Annotated in this window: 18 protein-coding genes; 6 read left to right on the top strand and 12 right to left on the bottom strand. The window is 70.9% G+C overall.

From position 1 onward, the window contains the following. The first annotated feature begins 44 nt into the window (after window positions 1-44). Window positions 45-665: a hypothetical protein gene (locus ACLBXX_RS11880; protein ID WP_447658179.1), complete on the top strand. Its 621-nt coding sequence runs from the start codon at window positions 45-47 to the stop codon at window positions 663-665. Then, complete coding sequence (locus tag ACLBXX_RS11875) at window positions 662-1366, top strand: NAD-dependent deacylase (RefSeq protein ID WP_447658178.1); 705 nt, start codon at window positions 662-664, stop codon at window positions 1364-1366. The genes ACLBXX_RS11880 and ACLBXX_RS11875 overlap by 4 nt, the downstream gene beginning before the upstream one ends. Before the next feature lie 115 nt (window positions 1367-1481). On the opposite strand, the gene ACLBXX_RS11870 is transcribed toward ACLBXX_RS11875, so the two are convergent. The 7 genes from ACLBXX_RS11870 to ACLBXX_RS11840 all read right to left on the bottom strand — a co-directional run bounded on the left by ACLBXX_RS11870 (window position 1482) and on the right by ACLBXX_RS11840 (window position 9583). After that, the gene (locus tag ACLBXX_RS11870) at window positions 1482-2750 is read right to left on the bottom strand and encodes a sugar ABC transporter permease (protein WP_310292124.1); all 1269 of its coding nucleotides are present in this window, start codon (window positions 2748-2750) and stop codon (window positions 1482-1484) included. Further along, window positions 2747-3574 (bottom strand): ATP-binding cassette domain-containing protein, encoded by an 828-nt coding sequence (locus ACLBXX_RS11865; protein WP_447658177.1) that lies wholly within the window; start codon window positions 3572-3574, stop codon window positions 2747-2749. Before ACLBXX_RS11865 ends, ACLBXX_RS11870 begins: the two co-directional genes overlap by 4 nt. 93 nt (window positions 3575-3667) lie before the next feature. Then, window positions 3668-4747 (bottom strand): sugar ABC transporter substrate-binding protein, encoded by a 1080-nt coding sequence (locus ACLBXX_RS11860; RefSeq protein WP_447658176.1) that lies wholly within the window; start codon window positions 4745-4747, stop codon window positions 3668-3670. Between the two features lie 298 nt (window positions 4748-5045). Then, window positions 5046-6293 carry a sugar ABC transporter permease gene (locus ACLBXX_RS11855; protein WP_447658175.1) on the bottom strand — a complete coding sequence of 416 codons (1248 nt, stop codon included), beginning with the start codon at window positions 6291-6293 and terminating at the stop codon, window positions 5046-5048. Further along, on the bottom strand, window positions 6290-7222 hold the full coding sequence (locus ACLBXX_RS11850; protein WP_447658174.1) for an ATP-binding cassette domain-containing protein: 933 nt from the start codon (window positions 7220-7222) through the stop codon (window positions 6290-6292). Before ACLBXX_RS11850 ends, ACLBXX_RS11855 begins: the two co-directional genes overlap by 4 nt. A gap of 51 nt (window positions 7223-7273) precedes the next feature. Continuing rightward, complete coding sequence (locus ACLBXX_RS11845; protein ID WP_387145701.1) at window positions 7274-8371, bottom strand: sugar ABC transporter substrate-binding protein; 1098 nt, start codon at window positions 8369-8371, stop codon at window positions 7274-7276. Window positions 8372-8380: 9 nt separating this feature from the next. Beyond that, on the bottom strand, window positions 8381-9583 hold the full coding sequence (locus ACLBXX_RS11840) for an ROK family transcriptional regulator (RefSeq protein WP_447658173.1): 1203 nt from the start codon (window positions 9581-9583) through the stop codon (window positions 8381-8383). A 99-nt stretch (window positions 9584-9682) separates the two neighbouring features. Between ACLBXX_RS11840 and ACLBXX_RS11835 the strand changes: the two genes are divergently transcribed. From ACLBXX_RS11835 to ACLBXX_RS11825, 3 genes are read left to right on the top strand one after another with little or no spacing between them, the layout of a single operon-like run. Continuing rightward, entirely contained in the window at window positions 9683-11068 is a 1386-nt protein-coding gene (locus tag ACLBXX_RS11835; RefSeq protein WP_447658172.1) for an FAD-binding oxidoreductase, read from the top strand. Window position 11069: 1 nt separating this feature from the next. Beyond that, window positions 11070-11426 carry an alpha/beta fold hydrolase gene (locus tag ACLBXX_RS11830; RefSeq protein WP_447658171.1) on the top strand — a complete coding sequence of 119 codons (357 nt, stop codon included), beginning with the start codon at window positions 11070-11072 and terminating at the stop codon, window positions 11424-11426. A 2-nt stretch (window positions 11427-11428) separates the two neighbouring features. Continuing rightward, window positions 11429-11881 (top strand): alpha/beta fold hydrolase, encoded by a 453-nt coding sequence (locus ACLBXX_RS11825; protein WP_447658170.1) that lies wholly within the window; start codon window positions 11429-11431, stop codon window positions 11879-11881. Here ACLBXX_RS11825 and ACLBXX_RS11820 read toward each other — a convergent pair whose 3' ends face one another. From ACLBXX_RS11820 to ACLBXX_RS11805, 4 genes are all read right to left on the bottom strand, one after another. Then, entirely contained in the window at window positions 11882-12757 is an 876-nt protein-coding gene (locus tag ACLBXX_RS11820) for an NYN domain-containing protein (RefSeq protein ID WP_056368154.1), read from the bottom strand. 1 nt (window position 12758) lies between these two features. Further along, window positions 12759-13751 carry a Gfo/Idh/MocA family protein gene (locus ACLBXX_RS11815; RefSeq protein ID WP_447658169.1) on the bottom strand — a complete coding sequence of 331 codons (993 nt, stop codon included), beginning with the start codon at window positions 13749-13751 and terminating at the stop codon, window positions 12759-12761. A 47-nt stretch (window positions 13752-13798) separates the two neighbouring features. After that, on the bottom strand, window positions 13799-14656 hold the full coding sequence (locus ACLBXX_RS11810; protein ID WP_447658168.1) for a hypothetical protein: 858 nt from the start codon (window positions 14654-14656) through the stop codon (window positions 13799-13801). 61 nt (window positions 14657-14717) lie between these two features. Beyond that, window positions 14718-16088: an O-acetylhomoserine aminocarboxypropyltransferase/cysteine synthase family protein gene (locus ACLBXX_RS11805; protein ID WP_447658167.1), complete on the bottom strand. Its 1371-nt coding sequence runs from the start codon at window positions 16086-16088 to the stop codon at window positions 14718-14720. Window positions 16089-16203: 115 nt separating this feature from the next. On the opposite strand from ACLBXX_RS11805, the gene ACLBXX_RS11800 reads away from it, so the two are divergent. Next, window positions 16204-17055 carry a sulfurtransferase gene (locus tag ACLBXX_RS11800; protein WP_447658166.1) on the top strand — a complete coding sequence of 284 codons (852 nt, stop codon included), beginning with the start codon at window positions 16204-16206 and terminating at the stop codon, window positions 17053-17055. Between the two features lie 9 nt (window positions 17056-17064). Here ACLBXX_RS11800 and ACLBXX_RS11795 read toward each other — a convergent pair whose 3' ends face one another. After that, window positions 17065-18006: a quinone oxidoreductase family protein gene (locus ACLBXX_RS11795; RefSeq protein ID WP_447658165.1), complete on the bottom strand. Its 942-nt coding sequence runs from the start codon at window positions 18004-18006 to the stop codon at window positions 17065-17067. Window positions 18007-18019 lie beyond the last annotated feature (13 nt).

Here is an 18019-nt window from a genome sequence, read left to right as displayed (position 1 = left end):
GTGGCCGAAGCCCACCTCACCGCAAGGGCTCGTAGGATTTCGCCATGACCAAGGGACCCGCGCCCGACGCCTCGTACGAGAACCGCAGCTTCGGCGCGCCCGGGGCGGAGCGCACCGTGGTGCTGCTTCGTTCGGGGGTCTCGACCCTGTCGGATCCACGCCCCGATGCCACCGCACGGCGTGACGCGAGGATCGTCGCGGTGGGGCTCACCGTCGACGACATCGACGACCCCGCCGCGTACCGCGGCGCGACCCCTGCAGAAGCGACCGCGAGCGTCATCGCGCGGTTCGTCGCGGAGGAGTCGCACGGTCGCCCGGTCGGTCTGGTGGGAGTCGGCGAGGCAGGCGAGCTCGCGATCCTGGTCGCGGCCCATCTCGGCGAGGGCGTCGACAGGCTGGCGCTCGTCGCCGTCCCCCGACCCGAGTCCGAGCTCGGCGCGAGCGAGGTCGCCGGGGTCCTCGACCGCATCGCCGCGAAGACGCTCCTCATGAACGGCCAGGCGGATCCGACCGCCCCGTCGGGCGCGGCGCAGTGGTTCAAGAACCACCTGTCGTCGGCGCGCGTGGAGATGGTGCCGCGGACCGACGACCTCGAGGCGCGGCTCATCCTGGCCGACGTCTGGGAGCGCGTGCTGTCGCACGTCGCGCCCGGCACCGTGCGATGACCCGCATCGTCGTGCTGACCGGCGCCGGCATCTCGGCCGAGAGCGGCGTGCCCACGTTCCGCGGGGCCGACGGGCTCTGGGAGGGGCACGACATCGAAGACGTCGCGACGCCGGAGGGCTTCGAGCGCGACCCCGACCTCGTCCAGGCGTTCTACGACGCCCGACGCCGGGCCGTGGCATCCGTCGTTCCCAATACGGCGCATCGCGCGCTCGCCCGGCTGGAGGGCGCCATCGGCGACGAGCTGCTCGTGGTCACGCAGAACGTCGACGACCTGCACGAGCGCGCCGGCACCCGCAACCTCGTGCACATGCACGGCGAGCTGCGCCGCGCGCTCTGCCTCGCGTGCGGATCCCGCCCCCAGTGGGACGACGACCTCGTCGACCGCCCCGCCTGCCCGGTCTGTGGAGAACGGATGCTGCGCCCCGACGTGGTCTGGTTCGGCGAGATCCCGTACGAGCTCGATCGCATCGAGCAGGCCGTCGTCGCGTGCGACGTGTTCGTCTCGATCGGCACGTCGGGGGAGGTGTATCCGGCCGCGGGATACGTCGCGCTGGCGGCCGCGTTCGGGGCACGCACCGTCGAGCTGAACCTCGAGCCCAGCGACCCCGCCGTGCCGTTCGACCAGGCGCGGGCAGGCCTGGCGAGCGATCTCGTGCCGGCGTGGGTCGACGAGGTGATCGCGGCGCGCACCTCCGGATGACGAAGAGCGCCGGGTGGAGTCTCCCCACGCCCCCTCCACGCGGCGCTGGCGCGCCGCGCGGAGCCTCTGGGCGCGTGGGCCCACCACCCGGCGCTCTTCGCATGCCGTCGCGACGCTACCGCGCGCCGCCCGACCGCACCCTCGAGAGGGCGTCGACGGTCGCAGCGAGGATCAGCACGCCGCCCGTGACCAGCAGGTTGATGCCGGCCGGGAGGTTGAGCAGGCCGAGGCCGTTGGTGATCGTCGCGATGACGAGGGCGCCGATCGCGGCGTGCATCAGACGGCCCTTGCCGCCGAACAGGCTCACGCCGCCGACGACCGCCGCGGCGACGCCCGACAGGACGATGTCGCGGCCGACTGTCGCGTCGACCGAACCCACGCGCGCGACGCTCAGCAGCGCCGAGAAGACGGCGAGGCTGGAGCAGATCACGAACGCCCACCACTTGATCCAGCGCACCTTCACGCCGGAGCGGCGTGCGGCCTCGGCGTTGCCGCCGATGGCGTAGATGTACCGGCCGAACTTGGTGCGGTCGAGCAGGAAGGTGCCGATCCACAGGATCACGAGCACGACGGGCACGACGATCGGCACGCCCGCAACCTCGACCACGGACTGCCCGCGGTTCTGGTTGAGCACGTACACGACCACTCCGCCGATGACCGCGATCGCGGCGAGCTTGATCCACACCATCGAGAGCGCGCGGTTGGGTACGCCGGCGCGGGTGCGGCGGGCGCGATCCCAGAACGACGTGCCGGCCGAGATCGCGAGCATGATCACGAGCATGACCCATCCGCCCCACACCGGCAGGTTGCCGTTCTGCAGCGCGATGAGCTCGGGCACCTCGAGACGGAACAGGCCGCCCGGGCCGATGATCACCAGCGCGAGCCCCTGGAAGCCCAGGAACAAGCCCAATGTCACGACGAATGACGGGATGCCGACTCTCGCGACGAAGAAACCTATCAAGGCGCCGGTGAGGAACCCGAACCCGAACCCGATCAGCAGCGCGAGCGGCCACGGGATGCCGAACTGGGCGTTCAGCACGACGAACAGCGCCATGCCGACGCCGCCGGTGACACCGGCCGACAGGTCGATCTCGCCGAGCAGCAGCACGAACACGAGCGCCATGCCGAGCACGACGAGCGTGGCGGCCTGGTTGAGCAGGTTCGCGAAGTTGCGTTCGGTGAGGAAGAACGGGCTGAGGATCGAGAACAGTGCCCCGAGGACGACGAGGCCGCCGATCGCGGGGAGGGCGCCCATGTCGCCGCCGCGCACACGCTGCCACCACGCGCGGATCTGGTCGCCGACACCGCCTTCGACGCCGCTGCCGATCATGTCGCTGGCGAGTGGGTCGGGAGCGGCCTCGGTGCGGGTGACGTTGCTGCTCATTCCGCGCCTCCTTCGGTGCGAACGGTCGACGTGTCGAGGATCGAGACGCCGGCGGGTGTCTTGGTGCCGGTGATGTAGCCGACCACGTCGTCGCGGGTGGTCGAGGACGTCGGGATCTGCGCGACCATCTGGCCGAGGTACAGCACGGCGATGTCGTCGGCGACCTCGAACACGTCGGCGAGGTTGTGGCTGATCAGGATCACCGCGACGCCCTGTTCGGAAAGGCGCTTCACGAGGTTCAGCACCTGCTCGGTCTGCGCGACGCCGAGGGCGGCGGTCGGCTCGTCGAGGATCACGACTCGCGCCTTCTTGAGCACGGCACGGGCGATCGCCACGGTCTGGCGCTGGCCGCCCGACAGGCTGGACACCTTCTGCCGCACCGACTTCACGGTGCGGACCGAGAGCGACCGCAGCGTGTCGGAGGCCTCCTTCTCCATGCGGCCCTCGTCGAAGGTGCCGAAGGAGAGCTCCTCGCGGCCGAGGAACATGTTCTGCACGATGTCGAGGTTGTCGCAGAGCGCGAGGTCCTGGTAGACGACCTCGATGCCGAGGCCCGAAGCGTCCCGGGGCGCGTGCAGGTCGCGGTGCTGGCCGTCGATCAGGACTTCGCCCTCGTCGTAGGGCTGGACGCCCGCGAGGCCCTTGATGAGCGTGGACTTGCCGGCGCCGTTGTCGCCCACCAGGGCGGTGACCTTGCCGGGGTGGACCTTCAGGTCGACGCCCTTCAGGACGCTGACCGGCCCGAAGGACTTCTTGACGCCGACCAGCTGGATGATCGGCTCGGCGCCGACCGCGGTGGCCGGGGTGGTGATTGTGTCTGACATGCTCGCTTCCTTGGGAATGCCATGGTCCGGCGCGAAGGGGCGTCACGCCGTGCGGCGCGACGCCCCTTGCGGCTCAGTCCGCAGACTGCTCCATTACTGGGCAGTCACTCCGTACTGCTCGCAGGCTGCCATCACGTCAGGCGTGCAGACATCGTCGTAGTCGGCGTCACCGGCGGCGACGACGTCCTTGACCTTGTCCGGTCCGACAAGGATCGGCGTGACCTGGATGTAGGGCGTGCCGTCATCGAGCTTGGCCTGCGCGGTGACGTCCTCGCCCTTGAGCAGGGAGACGGCGGTGTCGACAGCGGCGGTGGCCTCATCCTTGACCGGCTTGTAGACCGTGGCGGTCTGCCAGCCGAGCAGGATGTTCTGCAGGCCCGCGACGTTCGCGTCCTGGCCCGACACGGCGACGCCGGTCAGGTTGTTGTCCTGCAGGACCTTGATGACGCCGGCCGCGTTGGTGTCGTTCGCGACCCAGACGCCGTCGACCTTGCCGCCGAGCGAGGTCAGCGCCTGCTCGAAGTTGGTCTGCGACTTGGCCTGGTCCCACACCCCGGGAGGCTCGGCGGCCGCCTTGATGCCGGCAGCCTCCATGACCTCGACGGCGCCGTCGTGGAACATCGCCGCGTTGCCGTCGGTCGGGTCGCCGCCCATGTAGACGACGATCGCGGTGGCAGGGTCCTTGCCCGCGGTCTCGAGACCGTCGAGCACGGTCTGGCCCTCCAGGCGTCCGACCTCGGTGTTGTCGAACGACACGTAGTAGTCCGCACCGGTGAAGGGACGGTCGTAGGCGATGACCGGGATGCCCTCCGCCTTGGCCTTCGTCGCGACCGCCTCGGCAGCGCCCTGATAGTCGACGAGGAGCATGACGCCGCAGCCCTGCGTGAGCTGCTGGTCGGCGATCGTCGAATACTTGTTGACGTCACCCTGCGCGTTCTGGATGTCGGCATCGAACCCGGCCGCCTCCAGGCCCTCCTGGAGGTACTTGCGGTCGAAGTTCTCCCAGCGCGGCGACGAGGCCGCGTCAGGCAGGATCACGCACGCGCGGCTCGCGGCGTCGCCGCCACCCTCGGTCGAGCCGCCGTCGCCGTTGCCCCCACTGGAACAGCCGGCCAGCATCACCGCGGCGGCGCCCGTGAGGGCGGCCACGGCGAGGATCGAAGACTTCTTCATCTCTTGCCTTTCGTCATTGAAGCGGGCGAGTCCCCAGGATCGTCCCTGGCGTTCATCGCGCTGATGCGATCATCGACGACATGGATTCTTATCGTCAAGTCTTGAACATAACGCTTTGGCAACGCCCCGCATCGTGCGCGGCGCGGACCCGTGCGCACGGCACGTAGAGAGCGTTTACCGTGCAGAATGCATACGAAGCGAATGAAAACCGCTGTTTTCGCGTAGGCAAAGCCACGTCAGAACCTGTACTCCCGCTGAGAGCGTTCGTCAAGTGAAGACAGCGCGCGTGGTGAAGCGCTCAGGCTCGACCGGTCGCGGCGCGCGTGCGGCGCGACAGCGAGTCGACGATCACGGCGAGTACGAGCACGACGCCGGTGACCATGAACTGCACCGACGAGTCGAGGTTGAGCAGTGTCAGCCCCGACGAGATCGACTGGATCACGATGATGCCGACGAGCGCAGAATACGCCGATCCGCGCCCGCCGAAGAGGCTCGTGCCGCCGATGACGGCGGCGGCTATCGCGTTGAGGTTCACATCTCCGGTCCCCGAGCTCTGGTTCGCGGAAGCCAGCCGTGCGGCTGCAAGGATGCCGCCGACCGCGGCGAGCGTGGAGCACATCGCGAAGACCGAGAGGTAGATGCGGTCCACTCTGATGCCGGCGCGCCTCGCCGCCTCGACGGACCCGCCGACCGCGTAGACCGCGCGCCCCCAGCGGGTCCGGGTGAGGGCGAAGTTCATCGCGACCACCAGCCCGAGGAAGAACAGGAACATGACGCCGACGCCCCGGTACAGATTGAGGTACCAGGTGGCCACGAGAAGGAAGGCGAGCAGCACCCCGCTTCGCAGGGCGATCTCGCCGTAGCTCTGACTCACCAGGTTCGCCGCAGCGCGCCGTCGTGACCGGCGGAGGAGCGACCAGGCGAAGGCGCCCGCCGCGAGGACCGCGACGACGTACGACGCCCACACCGGGAGGAACATCTGCTGCGCGAACTGCACGAGCCACGAGTCGAACGGGATCGCGATCGATCCGGTCTCGCCGAGCACCCACAGCTGCAGCCCGAGGAAGCCGAGCAGACCGGCGAGCGTGATGACGAAGCTCGGCAGCCCGAACCTCGTGTATAGGAAGCCGTAGAGCAGCCCGACGAGGCAGCCGATCGCGATGCCCGCGATCAGCGACAGGACGAGGTTCCACTGCAGCTGCACGAACGTCACAGCCAGCACGGCGGCGCCGAGGCCCGAGACCGAGCCGACCGAGAGGTCGATCTCTCCGACGAGCAGGACGACCACGACCCCGAGTGCGATCGTGCCGATGGCCGCACACTGCATCGTGAGGTTGACGAGGTTCTCGCTGGAGAGGAACACGGGATTGAGGAGCTGGAACACGGTCCAGATCACCGCGATGCCGAGCACGACGGGCAGCGCGCCCAGGTCGCCGCCGCGGACTCGCGACACGAACGCCTCGGCCGCGTGCCGGAGGCCGCTCCCGCTCAGGAGCCGTTCGTCCACGGTCGCATCCGCGAGGCGCTCGTCGCCGTGGAGGCTCATCGGGACCCGTCCCCGCGCGGGCGGGGCCTGCGGGAGCCGGCGCGGGGCATGCGGATCACGGTGCCGCCGGCGGTGTGCTCGTCCAGCGGCGGTTCGTCGAGAGACGGACCGGCGGGCGGCGGCGGGGCCGCAGCATCCGTCCGCTCCGGTGCGCGTCGGGTGGCCGAGTGATCGACCGCACCGGTGATGGCCGCGATGAGCGTCTCGCTCGTGACGTCGGCGACGTTGTAGACGCCGTTGTTGCGGCCCAGGCGGAGCACCACCACACGGTCGGCGACCGCCATGACGTCGGCCATGTTGTGGCTGATGAGGATGACGCCGTGCCCGCGTTCGCGCAGGCGCTCGATGAGGTTGAGCACCTCGGCGGTCTGCGCCACGCCCAGCGCGGCGGTCGGCTCGTCGAGGATGACGACGCGGGGCTCGCCGATGAGCGACCGTGCGATCGCGACGGTCTGGCGCTGGCCGCCGGAGAGCGAGGCGACGGGCACGCGCACCGACGGGATCTTGGCCGAGAGTTCGCGCAGCAGGGTCCAGGTGCGCTGCTCCATGTCGACCTCGTCGAGCGTCGCACCGTCGCGCAGCTCCCGGCCCAGCCACAGGTTGGCGACGACGTCGAGGTTGTCGCACAGGGCGAGGTCCTGGAAGATCGTCTCGATCCCGAGCTCCTGGGCGTCGGCCGGCGTGTCGATGCCCACCGGCTCGCCGTCGAACTCGATCGACCCGCTGTCGGGCGGGTGCACACCGGCGAGCACCTTCACGAGCGTCGACTTGCCGGCGCCGTTGTCGCCGACGAGGGCGACGACCTCGCCCTCGTTGACCCAGAAGTCGACGTCGGTGAGCGCCTTGACCGCGCCGAAGCGCTTGCCGATGCCGCGCATCGTCAGTACGCGTTCGCGCGGGCGTCCCGCCCGCGGGTGCGTCATCGACATCCTCGCCTCGTCCTCATCGATCCCCAGCCGACCCCTGTCAGAGTCAGGACCCTACCCGATGCCCGCCGCTTCGCACGCATCCGCGTACGCCGGGGTGCAGATGTCTTCGACGGTCCAGAACCCGTCGGCCACGACGGTGTCCATGATGTCGTCGATCGTCACGGCCACCGGGTCGAGCAGAGTGGCGGGCGTCCCCTGGATCTGGAGCGGGGCGCTGACCTTCTCGCCGTGCAGCAGCTTGACCGCGACCTCGGCGGCGAGTTCGGCCTGCGGCTTGATCGCCTTGTAGACGGTCATGTACTGGTCGCCGGTGAGGATGCGCTGGATCGCCGACAGCTCGGCATCCTGGCCCGTCACGATCGGGAGGGGATCGACGTTGGCGACCCGCAGCGCCGCGATGGCGCCGCCCGCCGTCGCGTCGTTCGCCGCGTACACGCCGGCGATGGCGCCGCCGTGCTGGGCGATCTGGCCCGACACCCACTCCTGCGCCTTCTCGGGGTTCCACCCGGGGGTGTCGTATTCGGCGAGCACGCGCAGACCGCTGCCGTCGATGATGCTGTGGGCGCCGCGCTTGAACAGCGCCGCGTTGCTGTCGGTGGGGGAGCCGTTGACCATCAGGATGCCGCTGCCCTCGTCCTCCGCGTCCACGCCCTCCACGAACGCGGTGGCCTGGAGCACCCCGACCTTCTCGTTGTCGAACGAGATGTAGTACGCCAGGTCGCCGCCGGCGATGAGCCGGTCGTACGAGATCACGGGCACGCCTTTGGCGTTCGCCGAGCTCACGATGCTCACGGCGGCGTTCGCGTCGACCGGGTCGAGTACGAGCACCCCGGCACCGGCGGTCAGCGCCGACTCCGCCTGCTGCTGCTGCTTCGCGGCGTCCTGGTCGGCGTTGGCGTAGAGCACCTCGTAGTCGCCGAGCTCGGCGACCCGGGCCTCGAACATCGGCCGGTCGAACGTCTCGTACCGTGCGGTCTTCGCGTCGGGCAGCAGCAGCGCGATCGTGTCGTCGGAGGGGGTCCCGCCCGGCGCGGGTGCGCCGGAGCACGCCGACAGCATCGCTGCGGCGAGGAGGACACCGGATGCTGCCGCCAGCGCGCGACGCCCGCTCGGGCGCCGTCGCGGCCGATCCAGTCGCGTACGGGGCATCGGACGAGCCTATGCGGTGATGGGCAGAGACGGTGCAGTCGGAAGCTGGGCGTCGACCGTGACGTGGTCGAGGGCGATCGCGATGGCGCCGCGCGTCTCGGCCCACTCCCCGAACGACGCGCCCACGATCTCGGGGAGACCGTCGGCCGACGGGAGGGCGGTGCGCTCGAGCGAGTGACGCATCGGGGCCATGAGGATCTCGCCGGCCTGGCCGAGCTCGCCGCCGACGACGATGATCTCGGGGTCGAACAGGTTGCACAGGCTCGCTGCGGCGATGCCGATATGGCGGCCGGCGTCGGCGATCACGCGGCGTGCGGCGCCGTCACCGAGTTCGGCCGCGTGCAGCAGGTCCCCGAGGCGGTGCATGCCTTCGCTCGGCGGGAAGAGCGACAGCAGTGCCGGTCCGCCGGCGTAGGTCTCGAGGCATCCGCGATTGCTGCAGCGGCAGATGGGGCCGTTCTCGTCGAGCGTCACGTGGCCGATCTGGCCCGCCTTGCCGTTGACGCCGCGGAAGAGGTCGCCGTTCACGACGAGGCCGGCGCTGATCGTGTGGCCCACGCGGATGAACACCGACGATGCCGCAGACCGCCCGTTGCCCTCGCGGGCCTCGGCGAGTCCGCCGAGGTTCGCCTCGCTGTCGACGTGCACCGGGCGGCCGATGCGGATCGCCAGGCTCTCGGCCACGTCGACGTTCTCCCAGCCGCGCAGCAGACCCGGCGTCGACACCATCCCCGTGCGGGGGTCGATGGGCGCCGGAAGGGCCAGGCCGACGCCGAGGAGGTCGGAGATGGACCCGCCGAGGGACTCCATCATGTCGCCGAGCAGCAGTGCGAGGCGGTCGAGCTCGGAGTCGTGGCGGTGGTCGAGGGGGAGCGGCAGCGACGACTGCGTCACGATGGTGCGCGCGGTGTCGGCGATCGCGATGTGCAGGTGGCGGGAGCTGTAGTGGACGCCCGCCACGAGTCCGAGACGGCGGGCGAGCGACACGAGGGTCGCGCGGCGTCCGCTGCTCGTCGTGAACGACGTATGCAGGAGGCCCGACGCGGTCAGCTCTTTGACGATGTTCGAGACGGTGGCGGGTGAGAGGCCCGTGCTGCCGGCGAGCTCGATCTGGGTGAGGCGGCCATGGCGCTTCAGCGACTCGATGACACGCGCGCGATTGGCCTCGCGGAGCGAGGTCTGCGAGCCCGGCGGGGCTTGACGGCGTGCCACAGGTCACACTGTATCCCACGGCCGATTTCCCAGGTCGGCTGTGGGATCAGGCCGCGCTGCGGACGCGGCCTCCGCGGCACGCATTAGCATCGGTACGCCATGCACACCGTCGTCGAGGCGCTCCGCGCCGCACTGCCCCCGCACACCGTCGTGACGGACGACGAGACGCGCGACCGTCTGAGCCACGATGACGCCGAGTGGGCCGACTACGCGATGCCCGCCGCCGCCGTGTTCGCAGCGTCCATCGACGACGTCGTCGCGACAGTCCGCACCGCCGCCGCGCACGGCGTGCCGATCGTGCCTCGCGGTGCCGGCACGGGGCTCTCGGGAGGCGCGAATGCGACGGACGGATGCCTCGTCCTCTCGCTGGAGCGCATGACCCGGATCACCGAGGTGAACGTCGCCGAGCGGTATGCGGTGGTCGAGGCGGGCGTGCTCAACGACGACCTGCGCCGGCATGTCGCGGGATCAGGGCTCTGGTATCCGCCGGACCCCGCGAGCCAGGCGATCTCGACGATCGGCGGGAACGTCGCGACGAACGCCGGCGGCATCTGCTGCGTCAAATACGGAGTGACGCGCGACTATGTGCTCGGCATGACCGTCGTGCTCGCCGACGGGAGCGTGGCGAAGCTCGGACGCACCACGGCGAAGGGGGTCACCGGCTACGATCTGGCAGGCCTCTTCGTCGGCTCGGAGGGCACGCTCGGCATCATCGTCGACGTCACGCTGAAGCTCCGGCCGCTCGGCGGTCGCGAGGAGCGGGCGGTGGTGGGCTACTTCCGGACGCTGACGGATGCCGGCCGCGCGGTCGCCGCCGTCACCGAGGCGGGCATCGTGCCCTCGGCCCTCGAACTCATCGACCGCACGTGCCTGCACGCCGTCGCCGAGTGGCAGGGCTGGGATCTGCCCGAGGACGCGTCGGCGCTGCTGCTGGCGAAGGTCGACGAAGCCGGCGCCCGTGGCGAGGAGCTCGCCGCAGGCATCGAAGAGCTGTTCCGCACGGCGGGCGGCAGCCGCGTGGAGCGCGCCGCCGACCCTGATGAGGTCGACCGGCTGTTCACCGCCCGTCGGCTCGCCTATCCCGCGCTCGAGCGGCTCGGTCCGGTGCTGACCGAGGACATCTGCGTACCGCGTGCGGCGGTGCCCGAGATGCTGGCGCGCATCGAGGCCGCCGCGTCGGACGCCGGCGTCGTGATCGCGAACATCGCCCACGCGGGCGACGGCAACCTGCATCCGCTGATCATCGCGCCGGAGGGCGACGACGATGCGAAAGCGCGGGCGAAGGTCGCGTTCGATCGCATCGTCGACGACTGCCGCGCCCTCGGCGGCACGGTGACCGGCGAGCACGGCGTCGGGCTGCTGAAGCTGCCGGGTGCGGCGGCGGAGCTGAGCCCGGCGGTGCTGCGCCTGCACCGCGCGATCAAGGACGCGCTCGACCCGACGTCGATCCTCAACCCCGGCAAGGCCTTCCCGAACGGAGAATGACATGCCTTCGATCCGCGCCGACGACGGTGTCCGGCTGGAGTACGGAGAGTCCGGCGATCCTGCGGGCCGCCCGCTGGTGCTTCTCGCCGGCTTCAAAGCCCCCGCCTCGAGCTGGACCTACCAGCTGCCGGAACTGGAGCGCGCCGGGTACCGTGTGCTCGCCGTCGACCTCCGCGGGCACGGCGCCGCCGAACGCCCGTCATCGGGTGTCGACATGGCTCGCAGAGGGCGGGACGTCAGCAACCTCCTCGAGGCACTGGATCTCCGCGGCGCGGTGCTCGTCGGCGGGTCGATGGGCGCCAGCACGATCTGGTCGCACTCGGGCAGGAGGGCGACGGCCAGGTCGCCGCGGTGGTGAGCGTGGACCAGACGCCGAAGATGCTCAACATCCCCGACTGGCCGCACGGGTTCTACGGGTACACCGAGGGCAACGTCGACACCTACTTCGCCGAAGGCATCCCCGACACGGGGCACGGCACCCCGATGCTGCGGCGGGGAAGGAGACTCGTGCGACTGCTGCGCGCCATGAAAGGCGCCGAACGGGAGTTCACCCACGGCGAGCTCGCGCTCCTGAACGACCACGCCAAGGCGGACTGGCGCCAGGTCATCGCCGCGACCGATGTGCCGGTGCTGTTCGTCGCCGGCGCCGAGAGCGAGTTCTGGCCGAGCTCCCACGCCGCAGCATCGGCGGCGCTCGCGACGCGGGGCGAGTCGGCCGTGATCGCCCGGGACGGGCACGCCGCCAACATCGAGCAGCCGAAGGCCTTCAACGCCGGGATGCGCGAGTTCCTCGCCCGCGTCGCGCCCGCCTGACTAGCGCCGGTCGGCGGCCAGGCGGATGAGGACGATGTTTCCGGATTCGTCGACCTCGGCGACGCCGGGGTGGGCCTTCACGAACTCCGAGAAGCTCTTGTGCCCGAGGGCCTTCTCGCTGAACGACGGGTCGAGCCGCTTGATGAGGCTCTTCACCGCCGAGGCGTGCTGCCACTCCACGCCCTCCTTGTCGCTTTCGAGACGCAGCGCGCGCTCGAGGAGCGACTCGGTCGGGTCGACGGCGGCCTTCCTCGAGCGCCGGCTGCCGGACGCACGCTGCGGCGCGGCATCCTTCTTCCCCGTCGGCGGAGCCGCCACACCCGGAAGTGCGTCGTACGAGTCGAACTGGTCGCACGCCGCGGCGAGGGACTTCGCGGTCGATCCTGCGACGCCCACTCCCACGACGAAGCGGCCGAGGCGGCGGCAGCGCTGGGCGAGCGGCACGTAGTCGGAGTCGCCGGCGACGATCACGACGTGCGTGAGGTCGGGGAGGCGGAACATGTCCTCGACGGTGTCCACGGCGAGGCGGATGTCGGCGCCGTTCTTCGCGTAGGCGGCCGCGGGGAAGAGCTGCACCAGGTCGACGGCGCGCGCCACGAGCTGCGAGCGGTACTCCGCGTTGACCGGCGCCGACCAGTCCGCGTACGCCCGGGTGAGCACCAGGGTGCCGAACGACGTCGCGTAGTCGATGATGGCGCCGACGTCGATCGTCGCGGCGGCCAGGCGCTCGGCGATCTCGGGGTCCGAGGCATCCGTCGCGATCTTCTGACGGTCGCGCGAGTAGGAGTTCTTGCCGTGCACGCGGTCGTACCAGGACATCACGATGTTGTCGAAGTCCAGGTACACCGCCACGCGGGGGCTCAGCAGATCGGGCATGTCACTCCTCACCGGGATAGTGGACGCCGACGAGGTCGCGGATCTCGTCGAGTGTCGCCATGATCGCGACGGTCTCGTCGATCGGGAGCACGTCGGAGTCGGTGCGGCCCTCGGCGAGGTACCGCTCGGCAGCGAGCGCTTGGTACTGCATGCCGCGGCCGTCGATGTCGGAGCGGAACTCCTCGATCACCGTGCCGTCGGGGCTGACGAGGCGGAACGAGGTGGCCGAGTACCAGACGCTGTCGATATCGATGCGGGCCTCGGTGCCGATGATCGTCGCGGTGTTGGGGCCGGCGCCGCGGGATGCGGAGATCGAGGTCGACAGTGCACCCGACGCGTGCGTCATGATCGTCGCCACCTCGGTGTCGGACCCGGCATCGCCGATGCGTGCGGCCGCCGCGATCGACAGCGGCTCGCCGAGGATGTCCCATGCGAACGAGACCGGGTAGATCCCGAGGTCGAGGAGGGCGCCGCCGCCGAGTTCCAGCGCGTTGATGCGGTGCGCCGGGTCGGAGGGGAGCAGCTGGGTGTGGTCGGCGGTGACCGCGCGGATCTCACCGAGCGCGCCCGACTCCACGAGTTCGCGGATGCGGACCATGTGCGGCAGGTACCGCGTCCACATCGCCTCCATCGCGAGGAGTCCGCGTTGCGCTGCCGCGTCGCGCACCGCCACGGCTTCCGCCGCGTTGAGGGTGAACGCCTTCTCGACCAGCACGTGCTTGCCCGCCTCGAGGGCGAGGAGCGCGTTCGCGGCGTGCATCGGATGCGGCGTGGCGATGTAGACGATGTCGACGTCGGGATCGGCGACGAGGTCCTCGTACGAGCCGTGGGCGCGCGGGATGCCGAAGTCGGCGGCGAACGCCTCGGCCGTCTCGCGGCGCCGCGAACCCACGGCGGCGACGTCGAGTCCTGCGGTGCGCAGGTCGCTGGTGAACGCACGGGCGATGCCGCCCGGTCCGAGGATCGCCCAACGGGGGGAGGAGCGGGAGGTCATGGAACGAGGCTAGCGGCGCGATGCCCCCGGTGCCCGGATGAGGCCGTCTACTGCTGCAGCGCGGCGGCGAGATCCTCGGTGCGGAAGTACACACCCAGGTAGGGCGGGTTCTGCGTGCCGTACAGCCGATCGAAGGCGATGTTGTCGTGCTCGGCGATGATCTCGCCTTCCACACCGCCGCCACCGGGCTGGATCGCATACCCCTTCGGGCAGTAGTAGAGGGCGGAGCCGCCGCCGCCGTTCGGGTCCATCGGCGAGATCGCCGACTGATAGCAGGGATCGCCGAAGCCGCCGAAAGTCGGGTTGTCGAGCTTCGAGTCGGGCGGGTCGTCCAGGTAGGCGACCGTGCCGTCGGCGATGGTCATGCAGCTGGTCTGGTCGCGAGCGTCGCACCATGTTCCGTCGATGGTGTCGAAGGCGGGCATGTCGGCGGGGGCGCCGGCGGGCACGAGCGAGAGAGGGATCGTGCAGGCGTAGCCATTCGTCCCGCCCGGATGGATGCCGCCGGCTTCGCCCGTTCCGCGGACGACCCCGTCCTGACCGAATGTCGCGGTGATGTCGATCGCATCCTTGGCCGGCGTCGTGCGCTCGAGGTGAATCGTGACGGCGTCGCCCTGCAGCTCGACGGGCCCGATCAGCGGCGTCACGCCGGTATCGAGACTCCCCGTGCCGGCGGCGACCGTCAGGTGGCGATAGCCGAGCGCCATGATGCAGCCCGGATCAGGGTCCGCAAGATCCACGATCCACTCCCCGTCGATGCGGGGGCCGGTCGGCGTGGGCGTGGCCGATGCCGTCGGCGTCTCGGGCGATGACGAGGGCGCAGCGGTGTCGCCTGCTGCGGGTGTGCACGCAGCGAGCATGATGACGAGCGAGAGTACGGCCAGGCTCCCCAGAGACCGCGCCATGGCCGTGAAACTACCGACCGCGCCCGGCCGGGTCAAGGGCTCGGCGCGCGGGCGATCACGGCTAGCGGGCGACGCTCTCCGCGAGTTCGATGCGGCTCTCGGCAACCGGGATCTGGTCGAGTGCGCGGGCGAGGTCGTCGACGATGTCGCGGGCGTCCTCCAGGCCGATCGACAGGCGCACCGTGGTCGGGCTGATGTGCGCCTCGGCGAGCTGCGTCGGCGACATGTGGCTGTGCGTCATCGACGAGGGGTGCGCGACCAGGCTGCGCGCATCGCCGATGTTCGCCACGAGGCGGATCACCTGCAGGCGCGAGATGAACGCCTCGACGAGCCGGAAGTCCGCCTCGGCATCGCCCGTGGCGGGCAGGTCGAACGCGAAAACCGAGCTCACGCCGTGGGGGAGGTACGCCGCGGCCTGCGCGTGCCACGGGCTCGACTCCAGCCCCGGGTGGTGCACGCGCGACACGGCGGGGTGGGTCTCGAGGAAGCGGGCGACCGTGAGGGCGCTCGCGGTGTGCCGCTCCATGCGCAGGTCGAGGGTCTCGAGACCCTGGAGCAGCTGGAAGGCGTTGAAGGCCGACAGCGACGGGCCCAGGTCGTGCACGTACTTGGTCTTGACCAGCGCGATGTACGGGGACCCTGTCTCGCCGAAGCGCTCCACGAGGCTGCCGTCCGGAACGCGAGGGTACGTCTGCGTCAGCTGGGGCCAGCGCTCGGGCTCCGCCGTGAAGTCGAAGGTGCCGAGGTCGACGACGACGCCGCCGAGAGAGGTGCCGTGGCCACCGAGGAACTTGGTGGCGGAGTGCACCACGATGTCGGCGCCGAAGTCCTTCGCGCGCTGCAGGTACGGCGTCGCGACGGTGTTGTCGATCACCAGGGGCACGCCGGCCTCCTTGGCGACGGCGGCGACCGCGCCGAGGTCCAGCACCTGCGCGATGGGGTTCGAGATCGATTCGGCGAACAGTGCGCGGGTGGTCGGCCGGACGGCGGCGCGCCACGCGTCGAGGTCGTCCTGGTCGACGAACGTCACCTCGATGCCCCAGTCGGCGAAGGTGTCCTGGAGGAGGTCGATCGTGCCGCCGTAGAGCTGGCGGGCGGCGACGATGTGCTCGCCCTGCTTCGCGAGCGCCAGGAGTGCCACGGCGACGGCGGCCTGTCCCGATGCGACACCGGCCGCGGCGATGCCGCCTTCGAGCTCGGCGACGCGACGCTCGAACACGAGCACGGTCGGGTTCGCCGCACGGCTGTAGATGTTGCCGTCCTTGCGCAGCGCGAAGAGGTCGCGTGCCTCGGCGAGGGAGCGGAACTCGAAGCCGTTGGACTGGTGGATGGAGGGGACGGCGGTGTTCTCCGCGATGCCGGAGTCGAACCCGGCCTGCACCTGCGCCGTCGCGAACGAGCGAGGGGCGGCAGGACGAGTCTGTTCAGGCATGCAGACCATTGTCGAGCCGCGGTGCCCCGGGCGGTGCTTCGTGTGTCGAACTGTTGCGCGCCCGGCCCGGGGCCGTTCGCGGGGCGGTAGCGCGCGGGCACGCGAGAATGGTCGGGTGGCGCAGCTGATCACCCCCGCAGAACTCGACGATCTCCTCCGGTCCTCCGCCGTGCGCGTGCTCGATGTGCGCTACCGGCTCGACCGCCCCGACGGCAGTGCCGAGCACCTCGAAGGTCATGTGCCGGGCGCCGTGTACGTCGACATGGAGACGGAGCTCTCGCAGCACGGCCGTCCCGATGAGGGGAGGCATCCGCTTCCTCCCCGTGAAGCGCTGCAGGCGGCCGCGCGCCGCTGGGGCATCGACGACGGCGACACGGTGGTCGTGTACGACGATGATCGCGCCCTGGGCGCATCGCGCGCGTGGTGGCTGCTGACGCGCTCCGGCATCGCGGACGTCCGCCTCCTCGACGGCGGTCTCGGCGCCTGGACCGCGGCCGGCCTGCCGCTCGAGACCGGACCCGTCACGCCCGAACCGGGCGCGGTCTCGCTCGCGCCGATCGCTGAGCCGGTGCTGTCGATCGACGAGGCCGCCGCGCTCGCCGCCTCGGGCGTCCTCATCGACGTGCGCGCCGCCGAGCGCTACCGCGGCGAGGTGGAGCCGATCGACCCGATCGCGGGCCACATCCCGGGTGCCGTGAACCTCCCGACCGGCGCCTACATGGACGGTGAGCGATTCCGGGATGCTGCGGCCCTGCGTGCGCTCTTCGCCACGGTCGGCGCGGGCGACGGCGTGACCGCGGCGGCCTACTGCGGGTCGGGCGTCACGGCCGCGCAGGCGGTGTTCGCCGCCGAGCTCGCCGGGTTGGAGCTGGGGATCTACCCCGGCTCGTGGAGTCAGTGGTCGAACACTCCGGGACGCCCGGTCGCGACCGCCCCGGCGCCCGCAGAGGTCACCGGCACCGTGTGACGGGCCGGGTCACGGCACGAGCGTGATTTTGCCGGGGACGCCGGATTCGATCGCGCGATGCGCCTCGGCGGCGTCGGCGAGCGCGAAGGACGGGCCGAGCTCGACCGAGAAGCTCCGGGCGGCCATGAGCGCGAGCGCCACGGGCACCGCCTCGGTGCGCCAGACCTGCTGCTGCGCGGTGAGCGGCTCGGGCGAGCCGCCCGAGAAGGCGCGGATACCGAGGCCCGCGGCATCCCGTCCTCGTACGAGCGTCGCGATCCGCTGCCGGTCGGCGACGAGCTCGAGAGAGGTCTGGAGGGCCTCGTCGGTGCCGGCGGCGTCGATCGCGACGGTCACACCCTGCGGAGCGGCTGCGCGGACGCGGTCGGCGAGCCCCTCGCCGTAGGCCACCGGGAGGGCGCCGAGCTCGCGGACGCGGTCGAATCGGCCTTCGGACGACGTGGCGACGACGGTCGCTCCCCACAGCACGGCGAACTGGATGAGCGCCTGCCCGACGGCACCCGAGCCGCCGTGCACGAGCAGGGTGTCTGCGCTGCCGACCGCGAGGGAGCGGAGCGTCTGGTACGCCGTGCCGATCGGGATGCCGAGCGCGGCGCCCTCGGCCGCGCTCACCTGCGGGGGCCGGGGGAAGACGTGGGCGGCGGTCACCGCGACATCCGTCGCGTACGCTCCCGACGCCCCGGCGAACACCACTGGATCGCCGACGCGGAACCCGTCGACCCCTTCGCCGACGCTGGTCACGACACCCGCGCCGTCGCCGCCGACCCGGCGCGGCGCGGTGATCTCGCCCGATGGCCGACGACCGGAGCGGAGTTTGCCGTCGATCGGGTTGACGCCGGCGGCCGTGACGCGGATCGCGAGCTGCCCTGCGTCCGGCACCGGCTCGGGAACGGGGATCTCATGCAGGACCTCAGGGCCCCCGAACTCGGTGTACGCGATCGCAGTGGTCATGACGGGGGCAACT

The organism is Microbacterium sp. C23T, from assembly GCF_053345975.1.
The sequence above is the reverse complement of the archived record's forward strand: the minus strand, read 5'-3'. Positions and strand labels throughout refer to the sequence as shown.

Excerpts from the sequence above, each read along its gene's own strand:
- ACLBXX_RS11880 (WP_447658179.1), top strand. The coding sequence starts at position 45 with ATGACCAAGGGACCCGCGCCCGACGCCTCGTACGAGAACCGCAGCTTC.
- ACLBXX_RS11875 (WP_447658178.1), top strand. The coding sequence starts at position 662 with ATGACCCGCATCGTCGTGCTGACCGGCGCCGGCATCTCGGCCGAGAGC.
- ACLBXX_RS11870 (WP_310292124.1), bottom strand. The coding sequence starts at position 2,750 with ATGAGCAGCAACGTCACCCGCACCGAGGCCGCTCCCGACCCACTCGCC.
- ACLBXX_RS11865 (WP_447658177.1), bottom strand. The coding sequence starts at position 3,574 with ATGTCAGACACAATCACCACCCCGGCCACCGCGGTCGGCGCCGAGCCG.
- ACLBXX_RS11860 (WP_447658176.1), bottom strand. The coding sequence starts at position 4,747 with ATGAAGAAGTCTTCGATCCTCGCCGTGGCCGCCCTCACGGGCGCCGCC.
- ACLBXX_RS11855 (WP_447658175.1), bottom strand. The coding sequence starts at position 6,293 with ATGAGCCTCCACGGCGACGAGCGCCTCGCGGATGCGACCGTGGACGAA.
- ACLBXX_RS11850 (WP_447658174.1), bottom strand. The coding sequence starts at position 7,222 with ATGTCGATGACGCACCCGCGGGCGGGACGCCCGCGCGAACGCGTACTG.
- ACLBXX_RS11845 (WP_387145701.1), bottom strand. The coding sequence starts at position 8,371 with ATGCCCCGTACGCGACTGGATCGGCCGCGACGGCGCCCGAGCGGGCGT.
- ACLBXX_RS11835 (WP_447658172.1), top strand. The coding sequence starts at position 9,683 with ATGCACACCGTCGTCGAGGCGCTCCGCGCCGCACTGCCCCCGCACACC.
- ACLBXX_RS11830 (WP_447658171.1), top strand. The coding sequence starts at position 11,070 with ATGCCTTCGATCCGCGCCGACGACGGTGTCCGGCTGGAGTACGGAGAG.
- ACLBXX_RS11820 (WP_056368154.1), bottom strand. The coding sequence starts at position 12,757 with ATGCCCGATCTGCTGAGCCCCCGCGTGGCGGTGTACCTGGACTTCGAC.
- ACLBXX_RS11815 (WP_447658169.1), bottom strand. The coding sequence starts at position 13,751 with ATGACCTCCCGCTCCTCCCCCCGTTGGGCGATCCTCGGACCGGGCGGC.
- ACLBXX_RS11810 (WP_447658168.1), bottom strand. The coding sequence starts at position 14,656 with ATGGCGCGGTCTCTGGGGAGCCTGGCCGTACTCTCGCTCGTCATCATG.
- ACLBXX_RS11805 (WP_447658167.1), bottom strand. The coding sequence starts at position 16,088 with ATGCCTGAACAGACTCGTCCTGCCGCCCCTCGCTCGTTCGCGACGGCG.
- ACLBXX_RS11795 (WP_447658165.1), bottom strand. The coding sequence starts at position 18,006 with ATGACCACTGCGATCGCGTACACCGAGTTCGGGGGCCCTGAGGTCCTG.